Source organism: Streptomyces sp. NPDC058663 (genome assembly GCF_042716745.1).
Classification (GTDB): Bacteria; Actinomycetota; Actinomycetes; order Streptomycetales; family Streptomycetaceae; genus Streptomyces.
Map to the genome: position 1 here is coordinate 19,543 of NZ_JBHXRV010000034.1, position 21,445 is coordinate 40,987.

Genomic DNA, 21,445 nt, shown 5'->3' on the forward strand with positions numbered 1-21,445 from the left:
CTGCCGGGCCCGACCGCGGACGCACGGACGGTTCCGGAGGGTGGACGCGGAGTCGCGGGCACCGTCACCGGCTGTCGGTGAGCGTCCTCAGCCGCCCAGCGCTCCGAACGCCCCGTGCGCCAGGCGCCTCAGCAGCGCCTGGGTCGCGCCCCGTCCCGGCAGGCCGGAGCCGAGGTGCGGGGTGGAGTTGAGCAGGCCGAAGACGGCGTGGACGGCGGCGCGCGCCTCCGGTTCCGAGGTGCCCGGGTACGTCCGGCGTACCGCTGTCACCCACAGTTCCACGTACTGCCGCTGCAACTGCCGCACCCGCCGCCGGTCCGCGTCCCGCAGCCGGTCCAGTTCGCGGTCGTGCAGCGTGATCAGCGGGCGGTCGTCCAGGGCGAAGTCGATGTGGCCGTCGACGAGCGCGGCCAGCAGGGCGGCCGGGTCCTCCGGGGCCGCCTCGACCCTGGCCCGTCCGCCGTCCAGCAGCCGTTCGCTGATGCCGACCAGGAGTTCGGCCAGCATGGCGTCCTTGCCGGCGAAGTGCCGGTAGAGGCCGGGGCCACTGATGCCCACCGCGGCGCCTATCTCGTCGACGCCGACCCCGTGGAAGCCCCGCTCGGCGAAGAGGAGGGCCGCTTCCTTGAGGATCTGCTCCCGGCGGGTGGGGGCCGCGACCCGGGCGGCGGGGGCCGGGGACGCTTCGGTGCTGCTCATGGGGAGCATTCTACCCACGGGGTTAGCGGTCGTTAACCTGCGGGAGATGTGGGGGCGCCCACAGCGGTACCGGCCAGGACGCGTCCGCCGTGCGGCTCGTCGTGGTGCGGGCGTACGGGTCGACCGGGGGTGCCGGACGTACGGGACGCCCGGCATTTCAGAAACCGGACTGCACTCCGAAGCCGGACCCTGTTCCGGAAGCCGGACCGAACCGGAATCCGGATCGCATTCCGGAAGCCGGGCCGCATTCCGGAAGCCGGACGGCAATCAAGAAGCCGGACCTCAATCCGGAAGCCGGAACATAATTCGGCATCCGATTGCAGCCGGCCCGCCTCAGCCGTGGTTCATCCAGAACACGGCGCCCATGACGACAAGAATTCCGCAGCCGACGACCGCCCCGATGCCGGGGTTCCTGCGGGTGACGGCCGCCTTGGCGAGCAGGACGACGGCCGGCAGCCAGCCCACCGCGTAGACGGCCCACGCGGCGGCCGAGGCCTGGGACTCGTCCCTCTTGAACAGCACCCAGGCGACCAGCACGAAAAGTGCGGGCGCGGCCCAGAGGTTGCGTTCGACGGTTTCCTGACGTGGCGACATCCGGCGTTGCGACATGGGTCATGTCCTCCTGCGTGGCGTGGTGCGGTGTGGGGTGAGCGGCGGCCTCCTCACCCCACGCAAGGAGGCCGCCGTGCTTGTCCTACTCGGATCGTTCGGTGTTACGCGGTGTTACCCGGTGGAGCCCTGTACTCCCCGGTGCTGCCCTGGACCTCTCAGAAGTGGCTGACCAGGTAGGTGATGACCTCGTCCAGCACGTAGGCCGGAGCGGCCTTGATCGCCCACTTGAGCGGGTTGAAGTTGGAGAGGCTGTTCACCCAGTTCTTGAAGGCGGTGCGGCCCTTCTTGGCGGCCTTGATCGCGGCCTTGCCGTACTTGCTGTCGACGATCTTCTTGACGAGCTGCCTGGCCAGCGAGCTCATGCCCTTGACCTGGACGGAGCGCGCGTCCTGGCCGGCCGCGGCCGCCGAACCGGTCTGGGTCTGGGCCTGGAGCTTGATCGCGCCGACCGCACCCGCGTCACGGACCGGGGCGGTGGTGGCGACGGAGGAGACCGTCTGGGACGTCCGGTTCTCCACCGCGGATGCCGCCGGGGCCGCGACACCGATGGCGAGGGCTGCCGTGAGCGCGGCAGCGGTCATGCGCATCTTGCTGTTCACGAGAGATCCTCCTCATTGCCGTGAGGAAAAGGACTTTTCAAGGAGCGGTTCTTGAGTTCCTTTTCCCCTGCCGGTCTTTCCGGCTGGCAAGAAGAACTATTCAACTCGGGCCCCCCTGCGCACTATTGGACCTTGGGGAGGTGTCCCCGGGGGTGGTGTACGAAAGGGAGGTGCACAAAAGGGTGGTGTCCGAAGGGGCGGTGTACAGAAGGGAGGTGCACGAAAGGGCACCGCCCCGGGAGGCAGTGCCCTTTCGTCGCGGTCCCCGCTCTACGCGTGGCAGTGCACCCGCGGGCACACCAGGTCGTGCCGCGCGTAGGCGAACAGGGCCGCCTCCAGCCGTGAGGTGACACCGATCTTGCCCATGATGTGGGTGAGGTGGGCCTTCACCGTGCGCTCCGCGATGCCGAGCGCCCTGGCGATCTCCCTGTTCCCCGCCCCGGTTCCGAGCCGGACGAGCACTTCGCGCTCGCGGCCGGTCAGGTTCTCCACCCCTCTGGGATCACCGGGTATCTCCGCCGGCACCCCGCAGTACTCCTGGTCCTGGGCGTCCTGGTCCTGAACGTCCCGGAAGGTCTGAATGTTCTGAATGCCCTGGACGTTCTGAATGCCCTGGACGTTCTGGGTCACATCACTCTGTAAAGCCACGATGGTCACAGCCTCCCCGTACATCACGCTGTTCACAAAGACATCGGCACGCTAACGCAGGACGTTCGCACCAGTGAAACAGTTCCCGCAAACCGGCACCGTCCCGCACACTCTCAGCACATCACAACACGACCCTGGTCCACACCAATTCCCCTAGCGAAAGCATCTTTGATCATAGGTGAAAGCGGTGGCAATGCCTCCGATTTGCAAGTTCACAGCAAACTTTCAACGAACTCCCAGCGACCCCCTCCACGCCCTGGACATCCGCGTTAGCGCTCGTTAACCTCAGGGGAAGTGTTAACGGTCACTAACCTGACCCGGCACGACCTGACGTCCGGCGGGCAAGGGAGCTCGACAGAATGCAGCAGGCACCGGTGCTCACCAGCACCGCGGATCCGTCGTCCGAGTCCTGGGCGGCCAACGAAGCCGCCCACCGGGAGCTCGCGGACGACCTCCGCACCCGACTGGCCGCCGCCCGCCTCGGCGGCGGCGAGAAGTCCCGGGCCCGGCACGTGGCCCGGGGAAAGCTCCTGCCGCGCGACCGCGTCGACACCCTCCTCGACCCGGGCTCGCCCTTCCTGGAGCTGGCCCCGCTCGCCGCGAACGGGATGTACGACGACCAGGCCCCGGCCGCCGGAGTCATCGCCGGCATCGGCCGGGTCAGCGGCCGCGAGTGCGTGGTCGTGGCCAACGACGCGACCGTCAAGGGCGGCACGTACTACCCGATGACTGTCAAGAAGCATCTGCGCGCCCAGGAGGTGGCGCTGGAGAACCGGCTCCCCTGCCTGTACCTGGTGGACTCCGGCGGCGCGTTCCTGCCGATGCAGGACGAGGTGTTCCCCGACCGCGAGCACTTCGGGCGGATCTTCTACAACCAGGCCCGGATGTCCGGCGCCGGCATCCCGCAGATCGCCGCCGTCCTCGGGTCCTGCACGGCGGGCGGGGCGTACGTCCCCGCGATGAGCGACGAGGCCGTGATCGTACGGAACCAGGGGACCATCTTCCTCGGCGGCCCGCCGCTGGTGAAGGCCGCCACCGGCGAGGTCGTCACGGCGGAGGAACTGGGCGGCGGCGAGGTCCACTCGCGTACGTCCGGGGTCACCGACCACCTCGCCGAGGACGACGCGCACGCGCTGCGCATCGTGCGGAACATCGTCGCCACCCTCCCGGCGCGCGGCCAACTGCCGTGGTCCGTCACGCCCGTGGAGGAGCCCTCGGTCGACCCGGCCGGGCTGTACGGGGCGGTGCCGGTGGACTCCCGTACCCCCTACGACGTCCGCGAGGTGATCGCGCGGGTGGTCGACGGCTCCCGCTTCGCCGAGTTCAAGTCGGAGTACGGACAGACGCTGATCACCGGCTTCGCCCGGATCCACGGGCACCCGGTCGGCATCGTCGCCAACAACGGCATCCTCTTCTCCGAGTCCGCCCAGAAGGGCGCGCACTTCGTCGAGCTGTGCGACCAGCGCGGCATCCCGCTGGTCTTCCTGCAGAACATCTCCGGCTTCATGGTGGGCCGCGACTACGAGGCCGGCGGCATCGCCAAGCACGGCGCGAAGATGGTCACCGCGGTGGCCTGCACGCGTGTCCCGAAGCTCACCGTGGTCGTCGGCGGCAGCTACGGCGCGGGCAACTACTCGATGTGCGGCCGGGCGTACTCCCCGCGCTTCCTGTGGATGTGGCCCAACGCGAAGATCTCCGTCATGGGCGGCGAGCAGGCCGCCTCCGTGCTGGCCACCGTCAAGCGCGACCAGATCGAGGCGCGCGGCGAGGAATGGCCGGCCGAGGCCGAGGAGTCCTTCAAGGACCCGGTCCGGGCCCAGTACGAGGCCCAGGGCAACGCCTACTACGCGTCCGCCCGGCTCTGGGACGACGGTGTCATCGACCCGCTCGAAACCCGCCAGGTCCTCGGCCTGGCCCTGACCGCCTGCGCGAACGCCCCGCTCGCCGACCCCGCCTTCGGCGTCTTCCGGATGTGAGTGAAGAATGACCATGTTTGACACGGTTCTGGTCGCCAACCGCGGCGAGATCGCGGTACGCGTCATCCGCACGCTGCGCGAGCTGGGCATCCGTTCGGTGGCCGTCTTCAGTGACGCGGACGCGGACGCGCGCCATGTGCGCGAGGCCGACACCGCGGTACGCATCGGCCCCCCGGCGGCCTCCGAGAGCTATCTCCGCGCCGACAGGCTGATCGAAGCGGCCCGGCACTCCGGGGCCCAAGCGGTCCACCCCGGCTACGGCTTCCTCGCCGAGAACGCCGACTTCGCGCAGGCCTGCGCGGACGCGGGCCTGGTCTTCATCGGACCCCCCGCCTCCGCGATCTCCCTGATGGGCGACAAGATCCGCGCCAAGGAGACGGTGAAGGCGGCGGGTGTGCCGGTCGTCCCTGGTTCGAGCGGCAGCGGACTGACGGATGATCAACTCGCGGATGCGGCACGGGAGATCGGCATGCCGGTCCTCCTCAAGCCGTCCGCGGGCGGCGGCGGCAAGGGCATGCGCCTGGTCCGCGAGGAGGCCGTCCTGGCCGAGGAGATCGCGGCCGCCCGCCGCGAGGCCCGCTCGTCCTTCGGCGACGACACCCTGCTGGTGGAGCGCTGGATCGACCGCCCCCGGCACATCGAGATCCAGGTCCTGGCCGACGGCCACGGCAACGTCGTCCACCTCGGAGAGCGCGAGTGCTCCCTCCAGCGCCGCCACCAGAAGATCATCGAGGAGGCCCCCTCGGTCCTGCTCGACGAGGCGACCCGCGCCGCGATGGGCGAGGCAGCCTGCGAGGCCGCCCGGTCCTGCGGCTACTCGGGCGCGGGCACGGTCGAGTTCATCGTCCCGGGCGCCGATCCCTCCTCGTACTACTTCATGGAGATGAACACCCGCCTCCAGGTCGAGCACCCCGTCACCGAGCTGATCACCGGACTGGACCTGGTGGAATGGCAGCTCCGCGTCGCCTCGGGCGAGGAACTCCCCTTCACCCAGGCCGACATCGCCCTCACCGGGCACGCCGTCGAGGCCCGTATCTGCGCCGAGGACCCCGCGCGCGGCTTCCTCCCCTCCGGCGGCACGATCCTCGCCCTGCGCGAACCGCAGGGCAACGGCGTCCGTACGGACTCCGGCCTCGCGGTGGGCACGGAGATCGGCAGCCTGTACGACCCGATGCTGTCCAAGGTCATCGCGTACGGCCCGGACCGCCCCACCGCCCTGCGCAAGCTGCGCGCGGCGCTGGCGGAGACGGTGACGCTGGGCGTCCAGACCAACGCGGGCTTCCTGCGCCGCCTGCTGGCCCACCCGGACGTGATCGCGGGCGACCTGGACACCGGCCTGGTGGAACGGGACGCGGAGTCGCTGACCGGCGGCGAAGTGCCGCAGGAGGTGTACGAGGCGGCTGCCGCCGTGGCCGGGGCCGCGCGGGCACCGCGCCCGGACGCCGGGGGCTGGACCGACCCGTTCTCGGTCGCCGACGGATGGCGGATGGGCGGCACGCCCGCACCGGTGACCCACTGGCTGCGCGTACCGGGCGGCGAACCCGTCGCCCACCTCGCCCGGGGCGTCCACCGGGTGGAGCCCGGCCGGGTCACCGTGGAACTGGACGGTCTCACCCATACCTTCCGCACCACCGCCTCGCCCGACGGCGTCTGGCTGGGCCGCGACGGGGACGCCTGGCACGTCCAGACGTACGACCCCGTCGCCGCCTCCCTCACCGGCGCCGCCCACTCCGGCGCGGACGCCCTGACCGCCCCCATGCCCGGCACCGTCACCGTCGTCAAGGTCGCCGTGGGCGACCACGTGGCGGCGGGGCAGAGCCTGCTGGTGGTGGAGGCGATGAAGATGGAGCACGTCATCTCGGCCCCGCACGCCGGCACCGTCACCGAGCTGGACGTGAAGGCCGGCGCCACCGTCGCCATGGACCAGGTCCTGGCCGTGGTCGCCCCCGACGAGGAGGACACCCAGTGACGCTGCCGATGGTCGTGAGGGACCCCCAACTCCCCTCCCGCGTGCGGATCTACGAGGTCGGGGCCCGCGACGGCCTGCAGAACGAGAAGGGCACCGTCCCCACCGCCGTCAAGGTGGAGTTCATCCACCGGCTGGCCGCGGCCGGGCTCACCACCGTCGAAGCCACCAGCTTCGTGCACCCCAAGTGGGTGCCCCAGCTCGCGGACGCGGAAGCCCTGTTCCCGCAGCTCGCGGACCTGGCGGCCGGCACGCGCCTGCCGGTCCTGGTCCCCAACGAGAAGGGCCTGGACCGTGCACTGGCCCTCGGCGCCCGCGACGTGGCCGTCTTCGCCAGCGCCACCGAGTCCTTCGCCAAGGCCAACCTCAACCGTACGGTCGACGAGGCACTGGCCATGTTCGAACCGGTGGTGGCCCGCGCCCGGGATGCCGGAGCGCGGGTGCGCGGCTACCTCTCCATGTGCTTCGGCGACCCTTGGGAGGGTCCGGTGCCCGCGGCCCAGGTGGTCGAGGTCTGCCGTCGCCTGGTCGCCATGGGCTGCGACGAACTCTCGCTGGGCGACACCATCGGGGTCGCCACTCCCGGCCAAGTGGGTTCCCTCCTCACCGATTTGAACACCGCCGGCATTCCCACGGACCGCATCGGCGTCCACTTCCACGACACCTACGGCCAGGCACTCTCCAACACCCTGGCCGCGCTGCGGCACGGCGTCACCACCGTCGACGCCTCCGCCGGCGGCCTCGGCGGCTGCCCGTACGCCAAGTCCGCCACCGGCAACCTCGCCACCGAAGACCTCGTGTGGATGCTGCACGGCCTCGGCATCGACACCGGGGTCGACCTCGGCCGCCTCACCGCCACCAGCGGGTGGATGGCCGAACAGCTGGGCCGGCCCAGCCCGTCCCGTACCGTCCGCGCCCTCTCCCACAAGGAATGACCGCCATGGACCACCACCTGAGCCCCGAGCACGAAGAGCTGCGCCGTACCGTCGAGGCGTTCGCGCACGACGTGGTCGCGCCGAAGATCGGCGACCTCTACGAGCGCCACGAGTTCCCGTACGAGATCGTCCGCGAGATGGGCCGGATGGGCCTGTTCGGCCTGCCCTTCCCGGAGGAGTACGGCGGCATGGGCGGCGACTACCTCGCGCTCGGCATCGCCCTGGAGGAACTGGCCAGGGTCGACTCCTCGGTGGCGATCACCCTGGAGGCGGGCGTCTCGCTGGGTGCCATGCCGCTGCACCTGTTCGGCACCGAGGAGCAGAAGCGCGAGTGGCTGCCGCGGATGTGCTCGGGCGAGATCCTGGGCGCGTTCGGGCTGACCGAGCCGGAGGGCGGCTCGGACGCGGGCGGCACCCGTACGACAGCCGTGCGGGACGGTGACGAGTGGGTGATCAACGGGTCCAAGTGCTTCATCACCAACTCCGGCACCGACATCACGGGCCTGGTCACCGTTACCGCCGTGACCGGCCGCAAGGAGGACGGCCGGCCGCTGATCTCCTCGATCCTGGTGCCGTCAGGAACGCCGGGCTTCACGGTCGCGGCGCCCTACTCCAAGGTCGGCTGGAACTCCTCCGACACCCGCGAACTGTCCTTCTCCGACGTGCGCGTGCCGCTCGCGAACCTGGTCGGCGAGGAGGGCCGGGGGTACGCCCAGTTCCTGCGCATCCTCGACGAGGGGCGCGTCGCGATCTCGGCCCTGGCGACCGGGCTCGCGCAGGGCTGCGTGGACGAGTCGCTGAAGTACGCCAAGGAGCGCAGGGCGTTCGGGAAGGCGATCGGCGAGAACCAGGCCATCCAGTTCAAGATCGCGGACATGGAGATGCGGGCGCACATGGCCCGCATCGGCTGGCGGGACGCGGCATCCCGGCTGGTGGCGGGCGAGCCCTTCAAGAAGGAGGCGGCGATCGCCAAGCTCTACTCCTCGACGGTCGCGGTCGACAACGCCCGGGAAGCCACCCAGATCCACGGCGGGTACGGCTTCATGAACGAGTACCCGGTGGCGCGGATGTGGCGCGACTCCAAGATCCTGGAGATCGGGGAGGGCACGAGCGAGGTGCAGCGGATGTTGATCGCCCGCGAACTGGGCCTGCCTGCCTGACGGGAGAGGGCGGGGTGGGGCGGAGGACGGGCCGGGGTGGCGGACGCGCAGGGCCGGGCCGGGGGTGAGCGGGTGCGGGCCGGGGTGAGCGGGTGCGGGCCGGGGGTGAGCGGGTGCGGGCGCGGAGGCACCTGCCCTACGGCCCGTCTCCGGCGGTATCCGGACAGCCCATTCAAGCCAAGGAGAGGTTAGGCTAACCTTCCTTGAGGCTTCCCCTCCGGATCCTTGCCGCCCGTACGAAAGCAGAGCCGCCATGCCCTCCCCGTCCCGCCTCTCCCGCCCCACCCGTCGCGGCCTCCTCGCCGTCGGCGGCGCGCTCGGCGCCGGCGCCGTTCTGGCCGCGTGCGGCGGCAACGACAAGGCCTCGGGCGGCAACACCGAGAAGGCCGCCGGGAAGTCCGGCCCCTGGACCTTCACCGACGACCGCGGCACCAAGGTGGAGACGAAGTCGCTCCCCAAGAACATCGTCGCCTTCACCGGCACCGCCGCCGCCCTCTACGACTACGGCATCGAGGTCAAGGGCGTCTTCGGCCCGACCAAGGGCAAGGACGGCCAGCCCGACGTCCAGGCCGGCGACATGGACATCTCGAAGCTGGAGATCATCGGCAACGTCTACGGCGAGTTCAACGTCGAGAAGTACGCGAAGCTCGTGCCGGAGCTGCTGATCTCGAACATGTGGGAGAAGGACGTGCTCTGGTACGTCCCCGAGCAGTCCGCCAAGAAGATCTACCAGCTCGCCCCCTCGGTCGCCCTGTGGGCCTCGAACACCAACATGGAGAAGGCCCTCCAGCGCCACGCCGACCTGGCCGCCGCCCTCGGCGCCGACCTGAAGGCGCAGAAGACCACCGAGGCGAAGGCCCGCTTCGAGAAGGCCGCCGCCCGGCTGCGCGCCGCCGCGAAGGCACACCCCGAGATCAAGGTCATGATCGGTTCCGCCTCGGCCGAGCTGTTCTACGTCTCGCTCGCGAAGATGAGCGCCGACACCCTGTACTTCCAGGAGCTCGGGGTGAAGTTCGTCGAGCCGAAGGTCGACGCACAGGGCTTCTTCGAGGGCCTGAGCTGGGAGAACGTCGGCAAGTACCAGGCCGACGTGATCATGATGGACAACCGGTCCGCCGTCCTCCAGCCGAAGGACCTCAAGGACAAGCCGACCTGGGCGCAGCTCCCAGCCGTGAAGGCGGGCCAGGTCGTCCCGCGCACCACCGAGCCGATCTACTCCTACGCCAAGTGCGCGCCGGTCCTCGAAGACCTCGCCAAGGCGATCGAGAGCGCCAGGAAGGTCTCCTGACCCGGCTCCCCCTGCTCTTCCGCGGGGCCGGCCCCGGAACCCCCGGGCCCGGCCCCGTCGCCGTACCCGGCGCCTTGCCCGCGCCCGCGCCCGGTGACCCCGCCCCACCCACGCTCTTTCCGCTCCCTGCCAGGAGGCCGCCCGTGTCCGACCCGACGATTCCGTTCCGCCTCTTCCGGCTGAGCGTGCTGCGCACCCGCCGGCTGAGCCCGTCCATGCTGCGGGTCACCTTCGGCGGCGACGCGGAAGCCGGTGAGGACCTGGCCGGTTTCGCGTCCGGCGGCCGGGACCAGTCCCTGTCGCTGTTCCTGCCGCACCCCGGCCAGGACGCACCGGTATTGCCGCCGGAGACGGACCCCGACTGGTTCACCTCGTACCGGGCGATGGACGCCGGGGTGCGCGCCGTCATGCGCTCGTACACGGTCCGGGCGCAGCGCCCTGAAGCCGGTGAGGTCGACATCGACTTCGCGCTGCACCCGGACGGCGGGCCCGCCTGCCGCTGGGCGGAGAACGCGGTCGCGGGCCGGCGGGTGACCGTGCTCGGCCCGGCGCTCGCCGACAACACCGGGGTCCGCTTCCGGCCCGCCGATGACACCGACTGGGTGCTGGTCTGGGCCGACGAGACGGCGCTCCCCGCGGCGTCGGCGGCGCTGGAGCAGCTGCCCGCGGGCACCCCGGCCAGGGTGTGGATCTCCGTCCCGCACCCGGACGACGCGGTGGCGCTGACGACGGCCGCCGATGCCGAGGTCACCTGGCTCGTCGCGGGGGACGGGGCGCGGGACCCGCTGGAGGCGATCGGCGCGGCCGAGCTGCCCGCCGGGACCCCGTACGTGTGGATCGCGGGCGAGTCCTCCTCGGTGAAGGCCCTGCGCCGCCACTTCGTGCGCGAGCGCGGCCACGACAAGCAGCGGGTCACCTTCACCGGCTACTGGCGCCGGGGCCTGTCCGAGGACGCGCTGCGCGAGGCGCCCGAAGAGGCGTAGCGGCTGGTCCGCACACGTAACGGGGCGGCCTCCGCGAAGGAGGCCGCCCCGTGCGCGTACTGGCGAATCAGCAGGCCACCGTCGGCGGACCGGCGGACCGGCCGGCCACCGTGCGCATACCGGTGGACCCGCACGTCACCATGCGCGAACCACCGGATCAGCAGGTCACCGTGCGGGCCACGGCACCTTGGCGGAGCGGTAGTAGTCGATGCCCAGCGCGTCGAAGCGCGGGCCCTGTGCGGCGAGCCGCACCTTGTAGGTGTTCCAGTCGTGGGTGGCCCGCGGGGACCAGCCGAGCTCGGCGATGCCGGGCAGCCGGGGGAAGGCCATGAACTCCAGCTGGTCGCTGGTGGCCAGCGTCTCGGTCCACAGCGGTGCCTCGACGCCGAGGACGGAGGACTCGGGGACGCCCTGGAGGTACGTGCCCGGGTCCCAGTCGTACGAGCGGTCCACCTCGACGTAACCCGCCCAGTTGAGGCCGAGCGGGGTGGCCTTGTGGTACTTCATGTCGAGGTACGCGCGGTCGGCCGGGGAGAGCACCAGCTTGGTGCCCGCCCTCGTGGCCTCGACGACGCTGCGGCGCTCGGCCTCGCTGGTCCGGTCGTAGCCCCAGTACTGGGCGACCCGGCCCTCCACGGGCCTGGCGCCGACCAGCTGGTGCCAGCCCATGATCTGCTTGCCGTGCCTGCCGACCACGTCCTGGGCGTGGTCCATGATCCTGACGAAGTCCTCGTGGCTGGTGGCGTGCGCCTCGTCACCACCGATGTTGAGGTACCTGCCGGGGGTGAGCTCGGCGATCTCGCCCAGGACGTCCTCGATGAACCGGTAGGTGATGTCCTTGCCCGCGCAGAGGCTGCTGAAGCCGACCTCGGTGCCGGTGTAGAGGGGCGGGGCGACGCCGTCGCAGTTGAGGTCGGCGTAGGAGGCGAGGGCCGCGTTGGTGTGGCCCGGCATGTCGACCTCGGGGATGACCTCCATGTGGCGGGAGGCCGCGTACTTCACCAGGTCCTTGTACTGCTGCTTGGTGTAGTAGCCGCCGGGGCCGCCGCCGACCTGGGTGGAGCCGCCGTAGGTGGCCAGCCGGGGCCAGGAGTTGATCGCGATGCGCCAGCCCTGGTCCTCGGTGAGGTGCATGTGCAGCTTGTTCATCTTGTAGAGCGCGGCCTGGTCGATGTACCGCTTGACCTGCGACACCGTGAGGAAGTGCCGGCCGACGTCGAGCATCACGCCGCGATGGCCGAAGCGCGGCACGTCCTTGATGGTGCCGCCGGAGACCTGCCACGGTCCGGGCTGCCTAGTCTTCTTCTCCACCGCCGGGGGCAGCAGCTGGCGCAGCGTCTGCACGCCGTGGAAGAGGCCGGCGGCCCGGCGGGCGGTGATGGTCACGCCGTGCTTGCCGGACTTCAGCCAGTAGCCCTCCTCGCCCAGCGAGCTGCTCCGCGCGCCCAGTTCCAGGGTGATGGTGTCCCGGCCGCCCCTGTCGGTGAGCGGCAGCGGGTATCCGGTGGAGGGGCGCAGCACGTCCGCGAGGTAGGACCCGACCTTCTGGGCCTCCGCCGAGTGCCGGTCGACCCTGATCGCGGTGCGGGGGTTCAGCGTGTACGCCTGCCCGCCCGCCTGTACGGCGGCGGGCGCCGGGACGATCTTCCCGAGCGGCACGGCAGCGGCCTGCCGGGGAGCGGAGGCCTGAGCGGAGTCCGGGGCCGCGGCTCCCACGGCGGCGAAGGAGGCGGTGGCGACGAGCAGCAGCGGGGCGAGCAGTCGGGGGATCGTACGACGTGGTCTCACAAGCGGGTCCCTTCGAAGGGGCTGCGCGGCTGTGGCATGTACGTAACGGGAGTCATGGCTACCGCTCAAGTAACGCCCGGGTCAAGGGTGTAGACCAATCCCGGAGCCCTCCGCACACCCGCCCGATGTGAAGAATCCCCCGGTTGGCGGAAATCATCCGCCAGGACGGGACCCGGGACCCCGACCGGGACGCGGCGCGTCTCGTACTGGGCCATCCGGTGGAGTCCTCGGAGCGCCCGCTAGTCCATACCAATGAGAGATCATGAGGAATCCTGCCCGCTATCGGGCAGGATCCTTGCACAGGGCCCCGCTCTGCCTCAGTATCGACGGGTGCTCGAACGTCGTACGCCTTCCCCGTCGTCCCACGACGACCTCGTGGACCATCTCGTCCGCTCCACCGCGCTGCCCCGCGGTGAGGCCGCCCGGGTGGTGCTCGACGTACTGGCGTACTTCGACGAGACGACCGAGGAATTCGTCCGCCGCCGCCACCGTGAACTCCAGTCGGGCGGCGCGGTCAACGCGGAGATCTTCGAACGGATCGCGGCGGAGCTGCCGCACCGCGCGGTCGCTCCCCCGGAGCTCTCGCTCCGCCAGTTGCGCCGCATCGTCTACGGCTGAGCCGGGCCACGGCGGCAGACCGGCCCCGGCAACGGGCACCCCCACACCACTCGGAGGACAGAACCACATGTGCGGAATCGTCGGTTACATCGGCAAGCGCGACGTCGCGCCCCTTCTCCTCGAAGGCCTCCAGCGCCTGGAGTACCGCGGCTACGACTCGGCGGGCCTGGTGATCAACACCCCCAAGGCCTCCGCCCTGCGCATGGTCAAGGCCAAGGGCCGGGTCCGTGACCTGGAGGCCAGGGTCCCCAAGCGCTTCGCCGGCACCACCGGCATCGCCCACACCCGCTGGGCCACCCACGGCGCCCCCTCCGACGACAACTCGCACCCGCACCTGGACACCGAGGGCAAGGTCGCCGTCGTCCACAACGGCATCATCGACAACGCCGACGACCTGCGCGCCAAGCTGACCGCCGACGGCGTCGTCTTCGCCTCCGAGACGGACACCGAGGTCGTCGTCCACCTCGTCGCCCGCTCCCAGGCCGAGACCCTGGAGGAGAAGGTCCGCGAGGCACTGCGCCACATCGAGGGCACCTACGGCCTGGCCGTCATGCACGCCGACTTCGCCGACCGCATCGTGGTGGCCCGCAACGGCTCCCCCGTCGTCCTGGGCATCGGCGAGAAGGAGATGTTCGTCGCCTCGGACGTCGCCGCCCTGGTCTCGCACACCCGCCAGATCGTCACCCTCGACGACGGCGAGATGGCCACCCTGAAGGCCGACGACTTCCGCACGTACACCACCGAGGGCTCGACCACCTCGGCCACGCCGACCACCGTGGAGTGGGAGGCCGAGTCGTACGATATGGGCGGCCACGACACGTACATGCACAAGGAGATCTCCGAGCAGGCCGACGCCGTGGACCGCGTGCTGCGCGGCCGGATCGACGACCGCTTCTCCACCGTGCACCTGGGCGGCCTCAACCTGGACGCCCGCGAGGCCCGCGGCGTGCGCCGCATCAAGATCCTCGGCTGCGGCACCAGCTACCACGCCGGCCTGATCGGCGCCGGGCTCATCGAGTCCCTGGCCCGCATCCCCGCCGACGCCGAGCCCGCCTCGGAGTTCCGCTACCGCAACCCGGTCGTCGACCCCGACACCCTGTACGTCGCGGTCTCCCAGTCCGGTGAGACGTACGACGTGCTGGCGGCCGTGCAGGAGCTGAAGCGCAAGGGCGCCCGGGTGCTGGGCGTCGTGAACGTCGTCGGCTCCGCCATCGCCCGCGAGGCCGACGGCGGCGTGTACGTGCACGCCGGCCCCGAGGTCTGCGTCGTCTCCACCAAGTGCTTCACCAACACCGTCGTCGCCTTCGCGCTGCTCGCCCTGCACCTGGGCCGGATCCGCGACCTGTCAGTCTCCGACGGCAAGCGGATCATCGAGGGCCTGCGCAAGCTGCCCGCCCAGATCTCGGAGATCCTCAAGTCGGAGGAAGAGATCAAGAAGGTCGCCGAGGCCTACGCGGGCGCCCAGTCGATGATGTTCATCGGGCGCGTGCGCGGCTACCCGGTCGCTCTGGAGGCCTCCCTGAAGCTCAAGGAGATCTCCTACATCCACGCCGAGGCGTACCCCGCATCGGAGCTCAAGCACGGCCCGCTCGCCCTCATCGAGCCCGCGCTGCCGACGGTCGCGATCGTCCCCGACGACGACCTCCTGGAGAAGAACCGCGCCGCGCTGGAGGAGATCAAGGCCCGCAGCGGCCGGATCCTGGCAGTCGCCCACCGCGAGCAGGAAAAGGCCGACCACACCATCGTGGTACCGAAGAATGAGAACGAGCTGGACCCGATCCTGATGGGCATCCCGCTCCAGCTCCTCGCCTACCACACGGCCCTCGCCATGGGCCGCGACATCGACAAGCCGCGCAACCTGGCGAAGTCGGTCACGGTCGAATAGGACGGCCCATTCGTACGAGCCCGTACGGACGAGCCTGTACGGACGAGAAGGCCCCGCACCCCTCAGGGTGTGCGGGGCCTTCTCCGCGTCACGTCGTACGGGGCGGGGGTACGTGCCCCCTCTTGCGCGGACCTCTTCCAGGCCGCTCCCCCGGCTACGGGATGACCACGACCGGCCGCTGCGCCCGCTTCGCCAGCCGCCCCGCCACCGATCCGAACAGCCGCCCCACGATGCCCTGCGTGGAGCCGACCACGATGGCGTCGGCCTCGTACTCACGGCCGACCTCCTCCAGCTCGTGGCAGATGTCGCCGCCGCGCTCGACCAGGATCCACGGCACCTCGGCGAGGTAGTCCGCACAGGCCAGTTCCAGCCCGAGCACCTCCGTGCGGTGGTCGGGGACGTCGACGAAGACCGGCGGCTCGCAGCCTGCCCAGACGGTGGTCGGAAGCCGGTTGGCCACATGGACGATGATCAGCCCCTGGCCGAGCCGCCGGGCCATGCCGATGGCATAGGCGAGCGCCCGCTCGCTGGAGGTGGAGCCGTCGAAGCCGACGACGACACCGTGCCGGAAGGCGGGATCGCAGGAGTGGCGCGGTTCTTCCAGCGCATAGAGGTCGCCGCTCGACTCCACGGTGGGATCGGCGACCTGCTTGCGGTCCGCGGGTTCAGGAATTTCGTGACCGGCCATCGGTATCTCGGCGTCTGGATCCTCAGGAGGGCTGACAACGCGGCTGTGGAGCATCGAAGCGGTGGAGCTGTCCGGGAATCATCTTCCCAAGCCCATACCCCCAAGGGTACGGCCGCACTCCTCCGCTGCCCAGCCCCCGCACGGGGGCGGCGCTCCAGGAGCATGCACGACCCCGCCCGGTATCGCAATGGCAGCTGCCCCGTACAGCTGTCCGCCACCGCGCCCCACCGGCCACCCCCGGACGCCCCACCGGCCGGCTCCGGGACTCCTCGCCCGCCGCTCCCGGGCGGACCGCCGGGCCGCGGTCACGTGACCGTCGGACCCGCCCTGTCGTTGATCAGGATCCCGCCCCCACGCGCCCCGGAGGGACGTGCACCGTGTACGACACCCACCGCCCCCACGGGGCCCACCCGCCCCAGGCCCCTCTCCCCCCTCATCCCGCCCCTTCCTCCCTCTGCGAACCGCCGGCACCTTCCGCGCCCGGGACGGCTTCCGCGCCCGGGACGGCTTCCGCGGCGGACCTCGTCCGGTGGGCGGCGTTCAGCTGCCTGCTCGTCCCCGTCGTCCTGATCGGGTACGGCAGCCCGGCCGGCGGCGCCGCCGTCGCCTCGGGCGGCCTGGCCGTCGTCACGGGGGTGTGCAGGCTGCTGCTGCGGCGCTCGGAGCGGACCGCGGCCCGGGTGCTCGCCGAGGACCCCCATGCGGGCACCCACCGCGGCCGGCACAGCCGCACCGGGTCCGGGACCCACCGGGGCAGCCGCAGGACGGACGCCTGAACTTCGCAGGAGAAACGCTTGAGAGACAGTTCAAACAACGCGTGAAGATTTTCGGAGCCAGTCACTCCACGGAAGGTGGTGCGCCGGTTGAGTGACGGGATCGCACACGCGCGCCCGTAGGTTTTCAGCCAACTTCCCGGACCACCCCCACCCTTGGCGTGATGCACCGCCAACCCCCGTGCCACCAGGGAAGAAAGGACCGCTCGCGGCTCGCGCACCCTACGGGGACGGGCCACGAGCGCGAGGCGCACTTCCCTGGGACGCCCGGGAGTGGAACGCTTCCTGATCGAATGCTTCGCGCCAAGTTGCCATGTCGACATAGCGCCGGTTCCGGAACTTGTCACGGCGGCGCCACGCGACACAGTAGATTCGATCATGGGGTATTCGACGGCGGGGGAACCGTGCAGGACCTAGAGGGACTGCGACTTCGAGGAGCAGTGTGCAGGAGCGACAGGCCCGTCACGAACAGGGAGCCGCGACCAGCGAGGGGGGCTTAGCGCCATGAGCCAGGACTTGGCCGCTCCGTCGGAGGCCACCCGGAAGCTCTCCGGGCGCCGCCGCCGGGAAATCGTAGCGGTGCTGCTTTTCAGCGGGGGACCCATTTTCGAGAGCTCGATTCCGCTCTCGGTGTTCGGCATCGACCGGCAGGACGCAGGGGTTCCGCGCTACCGGCTGCTGGTGTGTGCAGGCGAGGAAGGACCACTCCGTACCACCGGAGGCCTCGAACTGACCGCACCGTACGGCCTGGAGGCGATGAGTCGCGCGGGGACGGTCGTCGTACCGGCCTGGCGCTCCATCACCTCCCCACCACCGGCGGAGGCGCTGGAGGCGCTGCGCCGTGCGCACGAGGAGGGGGCGCGGATCGTCGGGCTGTGCACGGGTGCGTTCGTGCTCGCCGCCGCCGGTCTGCTGGACGGCCGGCCGGCCACCACCCACTGGATGTACGCACCGACGCTCGCCAAGCGCTATCCGTCGGTGCACGTCGATCCGCGCGAGCTGTTCGTCGACGACGTGGATGTGCTGACGTCGGCCGGCACAGCGGCCGGAATCGATCTGTGTCTGCACATCGTGCGGACGGACCACGGCACCGAGGCGGCGGGCGCGCTCGCCCGCCGGCTGGTGGTGCCACCGCGTCGCAGCGGCGGGCAGGAGCGCTATCTCGACAGGTCTTTACCTGAGGAGATCGGCGCCGACCCGCTCGCGGAGGTCGTCGCCTGGGCGCTGGAGCACCTCCACGAGCAGTTCGACGTGGAGACCCTTGCCGCGCGGGCCTACATGAGCCGCCGTACCTTCGACCGGCGGTTCCGGTCGTTGACTGGGAGCGCTCCACTCCAGTGGCTGATCACGCAGCGGGTGCTCCAGGCGCAGCGGCTCCTGGAGACGTCCGACTACTCGGTCGACGAGGTCGCCGGCCGGTGCGGTTTCCGGTCACCGGTCGCTCTGCGCGGCCACTTCCGGCGCCAGCTGGGCTCGTCGCCCGCCGCGTACCGGGCGGCCTACCGGGCGAGGCGTCCGGCGTCCGACCCGGTGCCGCTGGGGGCGGGCGCGTCCGGCCTGAACGACGCGGTGCCGCAGCAGGTCCGCCGGGCGGCGGCGGCACACGCCCCGGCCGGCGGCGCCTCCTCGCCGGTCACCACCGGCTCGGAGAACGGCAGGCACCACGCGGACGCCTACGTCCCGGGCCGCCTGAGGTAGCGCCGTCCTCCCGTGTCCCCGGAGCACCCGGGGACACGGGAGCCACGGCTGCGCCGGGCCGGGCGGGTACCGGAGCGCGCCCCACCCCATAGGGTGACGGCATGAACGATCGCATGGTGTGGATCGACTGCGAGATGACCGGGCTCTCGCTGACGGACGACGCACTTATCGAGGTGGCCGCACTGGTCACCGACTCGGAGCTCAACGTACTCGGCGAAGGCGTGGACATCGTGATCCGCCCGCCGGACGCCGCCCTGGAGACCATGCCGGAGATCGTGCGCCAGATGCACACCTCCTCCGGTCTCCTCGACGAACTCGCCGCCGGCACCACCCTCGCCGACGCCGAGGCGCAGGTCATGGCGTACATCAGGGAACACGTGAAGGAACCGAAGAAGGCCCCGCTCTGCGGGAACTCCGTCGGCACCGACCGCGGTTTCCTCGCGCGCGACATGCGGGAGCTGGAGGACTACCTCCACTACCGCATCGTCGACGTGTCCTCGGTGAAGGAGCTGGCCAGGCGCTGGTACCCGCGGGCCTACTTCAACAGTCCGGACAAGAACGGCAACCACCGCGCCCTCGCCGACATCCGCGACTCGATCACCGAGCTGCGCTACTACCGCGAGGCCGTGTTCGTACCCCAGCCGGGGCCCGACTCGGACACCGCGAAGAAGATCGCCGCGAAGCACGTCGTCCCTGCTGAGGGGGGCGAATAACCCTCTGAAGCGGGCCCGCCGAGGGCCCCGCCAAACCTGGGCGCGAGCACCCTCGCGAACCCTGTACACTTTTTCTCAGCCGGTCGGGAAAAAGACCGGTCACGGTGGGTGTAGCTCAGTTGGTAGAGCACCTGGTTGTGGTCCAGGTGGCCGCGGGTTCAAGTCCCGTCACTCACCCTGAATGATCAAGGCTCGATCCGCGGAAGCGGGTCGGGCCTTGATCTGTTTCCGGATGCCTGGTCGGCCGGGTGACCGCGGCAAGCCGGGCCCGTCCGGGCAACCGGGCGATCCGGGCACCCCCATTCCTGGTGCGTCGGGGCAGCCTGGCGCACCTGCTGCGGGCAAGCCAATCAGTCGTGCGTTCGGCGGGCCCTCGGGGGCCGACCGGCCCGGCCGGTGCGCTAGGGTCAGCCGAGCCGCAGGTGATACAGCATCAGCAGCGCAGCGACGGCGTTTGCCGACCGCACCTCACCACGCGCGATCAGCGTCGGTACCGTGTCCAGCGGCACCCACTCGCGACGCGCAGACTCGAATTCGTCCTGCGGGATCTCGCGCACCTGCTCGGCACGGTCAGACCAGTACACCCGGTGGTGCGAGGTCGAGATGCCGGGCATCGGGTCCACCGCGAGCAGCAATCGCATCGGCCCGGGCCGCCACCCCGTCTCTTCCTCCAGCTCCCGCGCGGCGGCTGCGGCCGGGTCCTCTCCTGCACCGGTTCCGCCGGAGGGCAACTCCCACCCCCAGGCGCCGGTGATGAAACGGTGACGCCACAGGAGCAGCACCTCATTGGCCTCGTTGACGACAGTGGCCACGGCAACGGGCCGGAGCCGGATGACCGTGTGGTCGAGGTGTCGCCCGTCGGGGAGTTCGACATCGGCCATCGCGACGTTGACCCACCGGTTCTCGTACACGGTGCGCTCGCCGAGGTTCTTCCACTCCGACACGGTGCTGCCTCTCCGCTGGGGGTCCTCTCCATCCCAGCACATCGGTCACAAGGGGATGCGGAGGGTGTCGTCGATCCGCTCCACCACCTCGTCGGTCGCGGTCGAGTGGACTCCGGAGAGGGTGCGGCGGAGCTTGACGAGCCGGTCGTTGAGGCGTTGGGACTCCATGCCCTGCATCACGTCCAGGACGCCTGTTGCCGTGGCTGCGGCTCGTTCCGCCTCGCCACCGCGAAGCTGGCAGTCCGCGAGGGTGGCCAGCCGGTGGACACGGCCTCGTTCGTGGGTCTGCGTGGCGACGGCTTCGACGGCGTACTGCTCGGCGGGGGCGGTGTCGCCGAGGCGCATGAGGGCATCCGCGATGTTCACCTCCAGGAGCCCAGCCTGGACGTAGCCGGTCTCGGCCGGCTCCTCGTCGCGGCGGATCTGACCTGCCTCGGTCTCCGCCAGGGTCATGCACCGGTGGGCACCAGCCTGGTCGCCCATGCGCGAGTACGCCTTGGCTTGCATGGCGTACAGGTCGCAGGCCAGGGCGTGCGAGATCACGTTCCCGGCGGTACGGAGGCCTGCCTCGGCGAACGCGACCGCCTGCCGGTACTCCCGCATGAACAGCGATTGGTTGACGAGGAGCGCTATCACGTATCCACCGAAGGCCCGGTCCCCGCTGGCTTTGGCAAGGCGAAGCGCCTGGTGGAAGTACCGCTGTGCGAGACCTTGCGCGTCGGAGTCGTAGGCGCAGATCCCCGCCACGGCCACTAATCCGCCAGCGGCACGGTGGAGCTCGCGGCCGGTGGTGTCGTTGTACGAGCCGCGCAGCAGCGGGGCTGTGTCCGCGGCGAGGAACCGCACGACCCTTGCCCGCGTCGTGACGCCACCGGCCTTGCGATACATCTGCTCGTAGTGGGTGCGGGCGGTGCGGAGAACGGCGACCTCGGTCAGGCCGACGCGTGGGGTGCCGCTACGGGACACGTCGCTGTCCTCGGGCGGGTTCTCCCACTCCCAGACGGGCCCGACGGCGGGCAACCCGGTGATGAGGGGAGCTTCGCGGAGGTCACGCCGTTTTTGTTCGTCGACTCGCCAGAGGGCGGTGCTGCGGTCGATGAACCCGCTCAGTGCCGTGGCAGGCTGCGTGGTGGGTTCGGCTCCCATGCCGATGTCTTGGTGTGTCAGGGGGCGCTCCACTCGTACCGCGAGGATGTCGCAGATCAAGTCCGGGATGATGCCGCGCGGGCGCTGGCCCTTCACCCACCGAATCACTGAACTGTGGTCGTAGGAGGTTGCCTTGCCCCGAGCCTTGGCTGCCAGGTTGACGTGGGCCGCCAGCCCGACGCGAGACATTCCGGCCTCGTCGAGCAGTGCATCGAGAAGGGTGTTGGGTTCCATGTGTGCCCCGCTTCACTCGGTGTGAGGAGCGTAGCTACAGCCGGTCCACACAGTGTGTGAACGGCCCAATGGAGCCTGCCCGCGCCACACAC

Annotated in this window: 19 protein-coding genes and 1 tRNA gene; 12 read left to right on the plus strand and 8 right to left on the minus strand. The window is 70.6% G+C overall.

Going from position 1 to position 21,445, the window contains the following annotated elements; translation table 11 throughout:
- Positions 1–87: 87 nt before the first annotated feature.
- The 4 genes from ACFWVV_RS23985 to ACFWVV_RS24000 form a co-directional block, all read right to left on the minus strand.
- Positions 88–699 carry a TetR/AcrR family transcriptional regulator gene (locus ACFWVV_RS23985; protein ID WP_384342036.1) on the minus strand — a complete coding sequence of 204 codons (612 nt, stop codon included), beginning with the start codon at positions 697–699 and terminating at the stop codon, positions 88–90.
- Positions 700–1,032: 333 nt separating this feature from the next.
- Positions 1,033–1,308, minus strand: coding sequence for a hypothetical protein (locus tag ACFWVV_RS23990; protein WP_384342038.1), 276 nt, complete (start codon positions 1,306–1,308; stop codon positions 1,033–1,035).
- A 158-nt stretch (positions 1,309–1,466) separates the two neighbouring features.
- Positions 1,467–1,910, minus strand: a complete 444-nt coding sequence (locus tag ACFWVV_RS23995) for a hypothetical protein (protein ID WP_384342039.1) — start codon at positions 1,908–1,910, stop codon at positions 1,467–1,469.
- 270 nt (positions 1,911–2,180) lie between these two features.
- Positions 2,181–2,558, minus strand: a complete 378-nt coding sequence (locus tag ACFWVV_RS24000) for a response regulator transcription factor (RefSeq protein ID WP_384422788.1) — start codon at positions 2,556–2,558, stop codon at positions 2,181–2,183.
- Positions 2,559–2,917: 359 nt separating this feature from the next.
- Between ACFWVV_RS24000 and ACFWVV_RS24005 the strand changes: the two genes are divergently transcribed.
- The 6 genes from ACFWVV_RS24005 to ACFWVV_RS24030 all read left to right on the plus strand — a co-directional run bounded on the left by ACFWVV_RS24005 (position 2,918) and on the right by ACFWVV_RS24030 (position 10,866).
- Positions 2,918–4,534 (plus strand): carboxyl transferase domain-containing protein, encoded by a 1,617-nt coding sequence (locus ACFWVV_RS24005; protein WP_384342043.1) that lies wholly within the window; start codon positions 2,918–2,920, stop codon positions 4,532–4,534.
- 13 nt (positions 4,535–4,547) lie between these two features.
- On the plus strand, positions 4,548–6,503 hold the full coding sequence (locus ACFWVV_RS24010) for an acetyl-CoA carboxylase biotin carboxylase subunit (RefSeq protein WP_384342045.1): 1,956 nt from the start codon (positions 4,548–4,550) through the stop codon (positions 6,501–6,503).
- Positions 6,500–7,435, plus strand: a complete 936-nt coding sequence (locus ACFWVV_RS24015; protein ID WP_384342047.1) for a hydroxymethylglutaryl-CoA lyase — start codon at positions 6,500–6,502, stop codon at positions 7,433–7,435. The genes ACFWVV_RS24010 and ACFWVV_RS24015 overlap by 4 nt, the downstream gene beginning before the upstream one ends.
- Before the next feature lie 5 nt (positions 7,436–7,440).
- Positions 7,441–8,595: an acyl-CoA dehydrogenase family protein gene (locus tag ACFWVV_RS24020; RefSeq protein ID WP_384342049.1), complete on the plus strand. Its 1,155-nt coding sequence runs from the start codon at positions 7,441–7,443 to the stop codon at positions 8,593–8,595.
- A 253-nt stretch (positions 8,596–8,848) separates the two neighbouring features.
- Positions 8,849–9,883 carry an ABC transporter substrate-binding protein gene (locus ACFWVV_RS24025; RefSeq protein ID WP_384342051.1) on the plus strand — a complete coding sequence of 345 codons (1,035 nt, stop codon included), beginning with the start codon at positions 8,849–8,851 and terminating at the stop codon, positions 9,881–9,883.
- 143 nt (positions 9,884–10,026) lie between these two features.
- The gene (locus tag ACFWVV_RS24030; RefSeq protein WP_384342053.1) at positions 10,027–10,866 is read left to right on the plus strand and encodes a siderophore-interacting protein; all 840 of its coding nucleotides are present in this window, start codon (positions 10,027–10,029) and stop codon (positions 10,864–10,866) included.
- A gap of 165 nt (positions 10,867–11,031) precedes the next feature.
- Here ACFWVV_RS24030 and ACFWVV_RS24035 read toward each other — a convergent pair whose 3' ends face one another.
- Positions 11,032–12,654, minus strand: a complete 1,623-nt coding sequence (locus ACFWVV_RS24035; protein ID WP_384342055.1) for a beta-N-acetylhexosaminidase — start codon at positions 12,652–12,654, stop codon at positions 11,032–11,034.
- 330 nt (positions 12,655–12,984) lie between these two features.
- Here ACFWVV_RS24035 and ACFWVV_RS24040 point away from each other — a divergent pair, with 330 nt between their 5' ends.
- Complete coding sequence (locus ACFWVV_RS24040; RefSeq protein ID WP_384342056.1) at positions 12,985–13,272, plus strand: hypothetical protein; 288 nt, start codon at positions 12,985–12,987, stop codon at positions 13,270–13,272.
- Positions 13,273–13,339: 67 nt separating this feature from the next.
- Positions 13,340–15,157: a glutamine--fructose-6-phosphate transaminase (isomerizing) gene (glmS, locus tag ACFWVV_RS24045; protein ID WP_384342058.1), complete on the plus strand. Its 1,818-nt coding sequence runs from the start codon at positions 13,340–13,342 to the stop codon at positions 15,155–15,157.
- Between the two features lie 154 nt (positions 15,158–15,311).
- Here glmS and ACFWVV_RS24050 read toward each other — a convergent pair whose 3' ends face one another.
- Positions 15,312–15,845: a universal stress protein gene (locus ACFWVV_RS24050; RefSeq protein ID WP_384342059.1), complete on the minus strand. Its 534-nt coding sequence runs from the start codon at positions 15,843–15,845 to the stop codon at positions 15,312–15,314.
- A 377-nt stretch (positions 15,846–16,222) separates the two neighbouring features.
- Here ACFWVV_RS24050 and ACFWVV_RS24055 point away from each other — a divergent pair, with 377 nt between their 5' ends.
- The 4 genes from ACFWVV_RS24055 (at position 16,223) to ACFWVV_RS24070 (ending at position 19,206) form a co-directional block, all read left to right on the plus strand.
- Complete coding sequence (locus ACFWVV_RS24055) at positions 16,223–16,621, plus strand: hypothetical protein (RefSeq protein WP_384342061.1); 399 nt, start codon at positions 16,223–16,225, stop codon at positions 16,619–16,621.
- Positions 16,622–17,122: 501 nt separating this feature from the next.
- Entirely contained in the window at positions 17,123–18,316 is a 1,194-nt protein-coding gene (locus ACFWVV_RS24060; RefSeq protein WP_384342063.1) for a helix-turn-helix domain-containing protein, read from the plus strand.
- Positions 18,317–18,417: 101 nt separating this feature from the next.
- Entirely contained in the window at positions 18,418–19,029 is a 612-nt protein-coding gene (gene orn / locus ACFWVV_RS24065) for an oligoribonuclease (protein ID WP_384342065.1), read from the plus strand.
- Between the two features lie 104 nt (positions 19,030–19,133).
- Positions 19,134–19,206, plus strand: a tRNA-His gene (locus ACFWVV_RS24070).
- Between the two features lie 230 nt (positions 19,207–19,436).
- On the opposite strand, the gene ACFWVV_RS24075 is transcribed toward ACFWVV_RS24070, so the two are convergent.
- Entirely contained in the window at positions 19,437–19,973 is a 537-nt protein-coding gene (locus tag ACFWVV_RS24075) for an NUDIX domain-containing protein (RefSeq protein ID WP_384342067.1), read from the minus strand.
- 45 nt (positions 19,974–20,018) lie between these two features.
- Positions 20,019–21,353, minus strand: a complete 1,335-nt coding sequence (locus tag ACFWVV_RS24080; RefSeq protein WP_384342069.1) for a transcriptional regulator — start codon at positions 21,351–21,353, stop codon at positions 20,019–20,021.
- Positions 21,354–21,445: the final 92 nt, after the last annotated feature.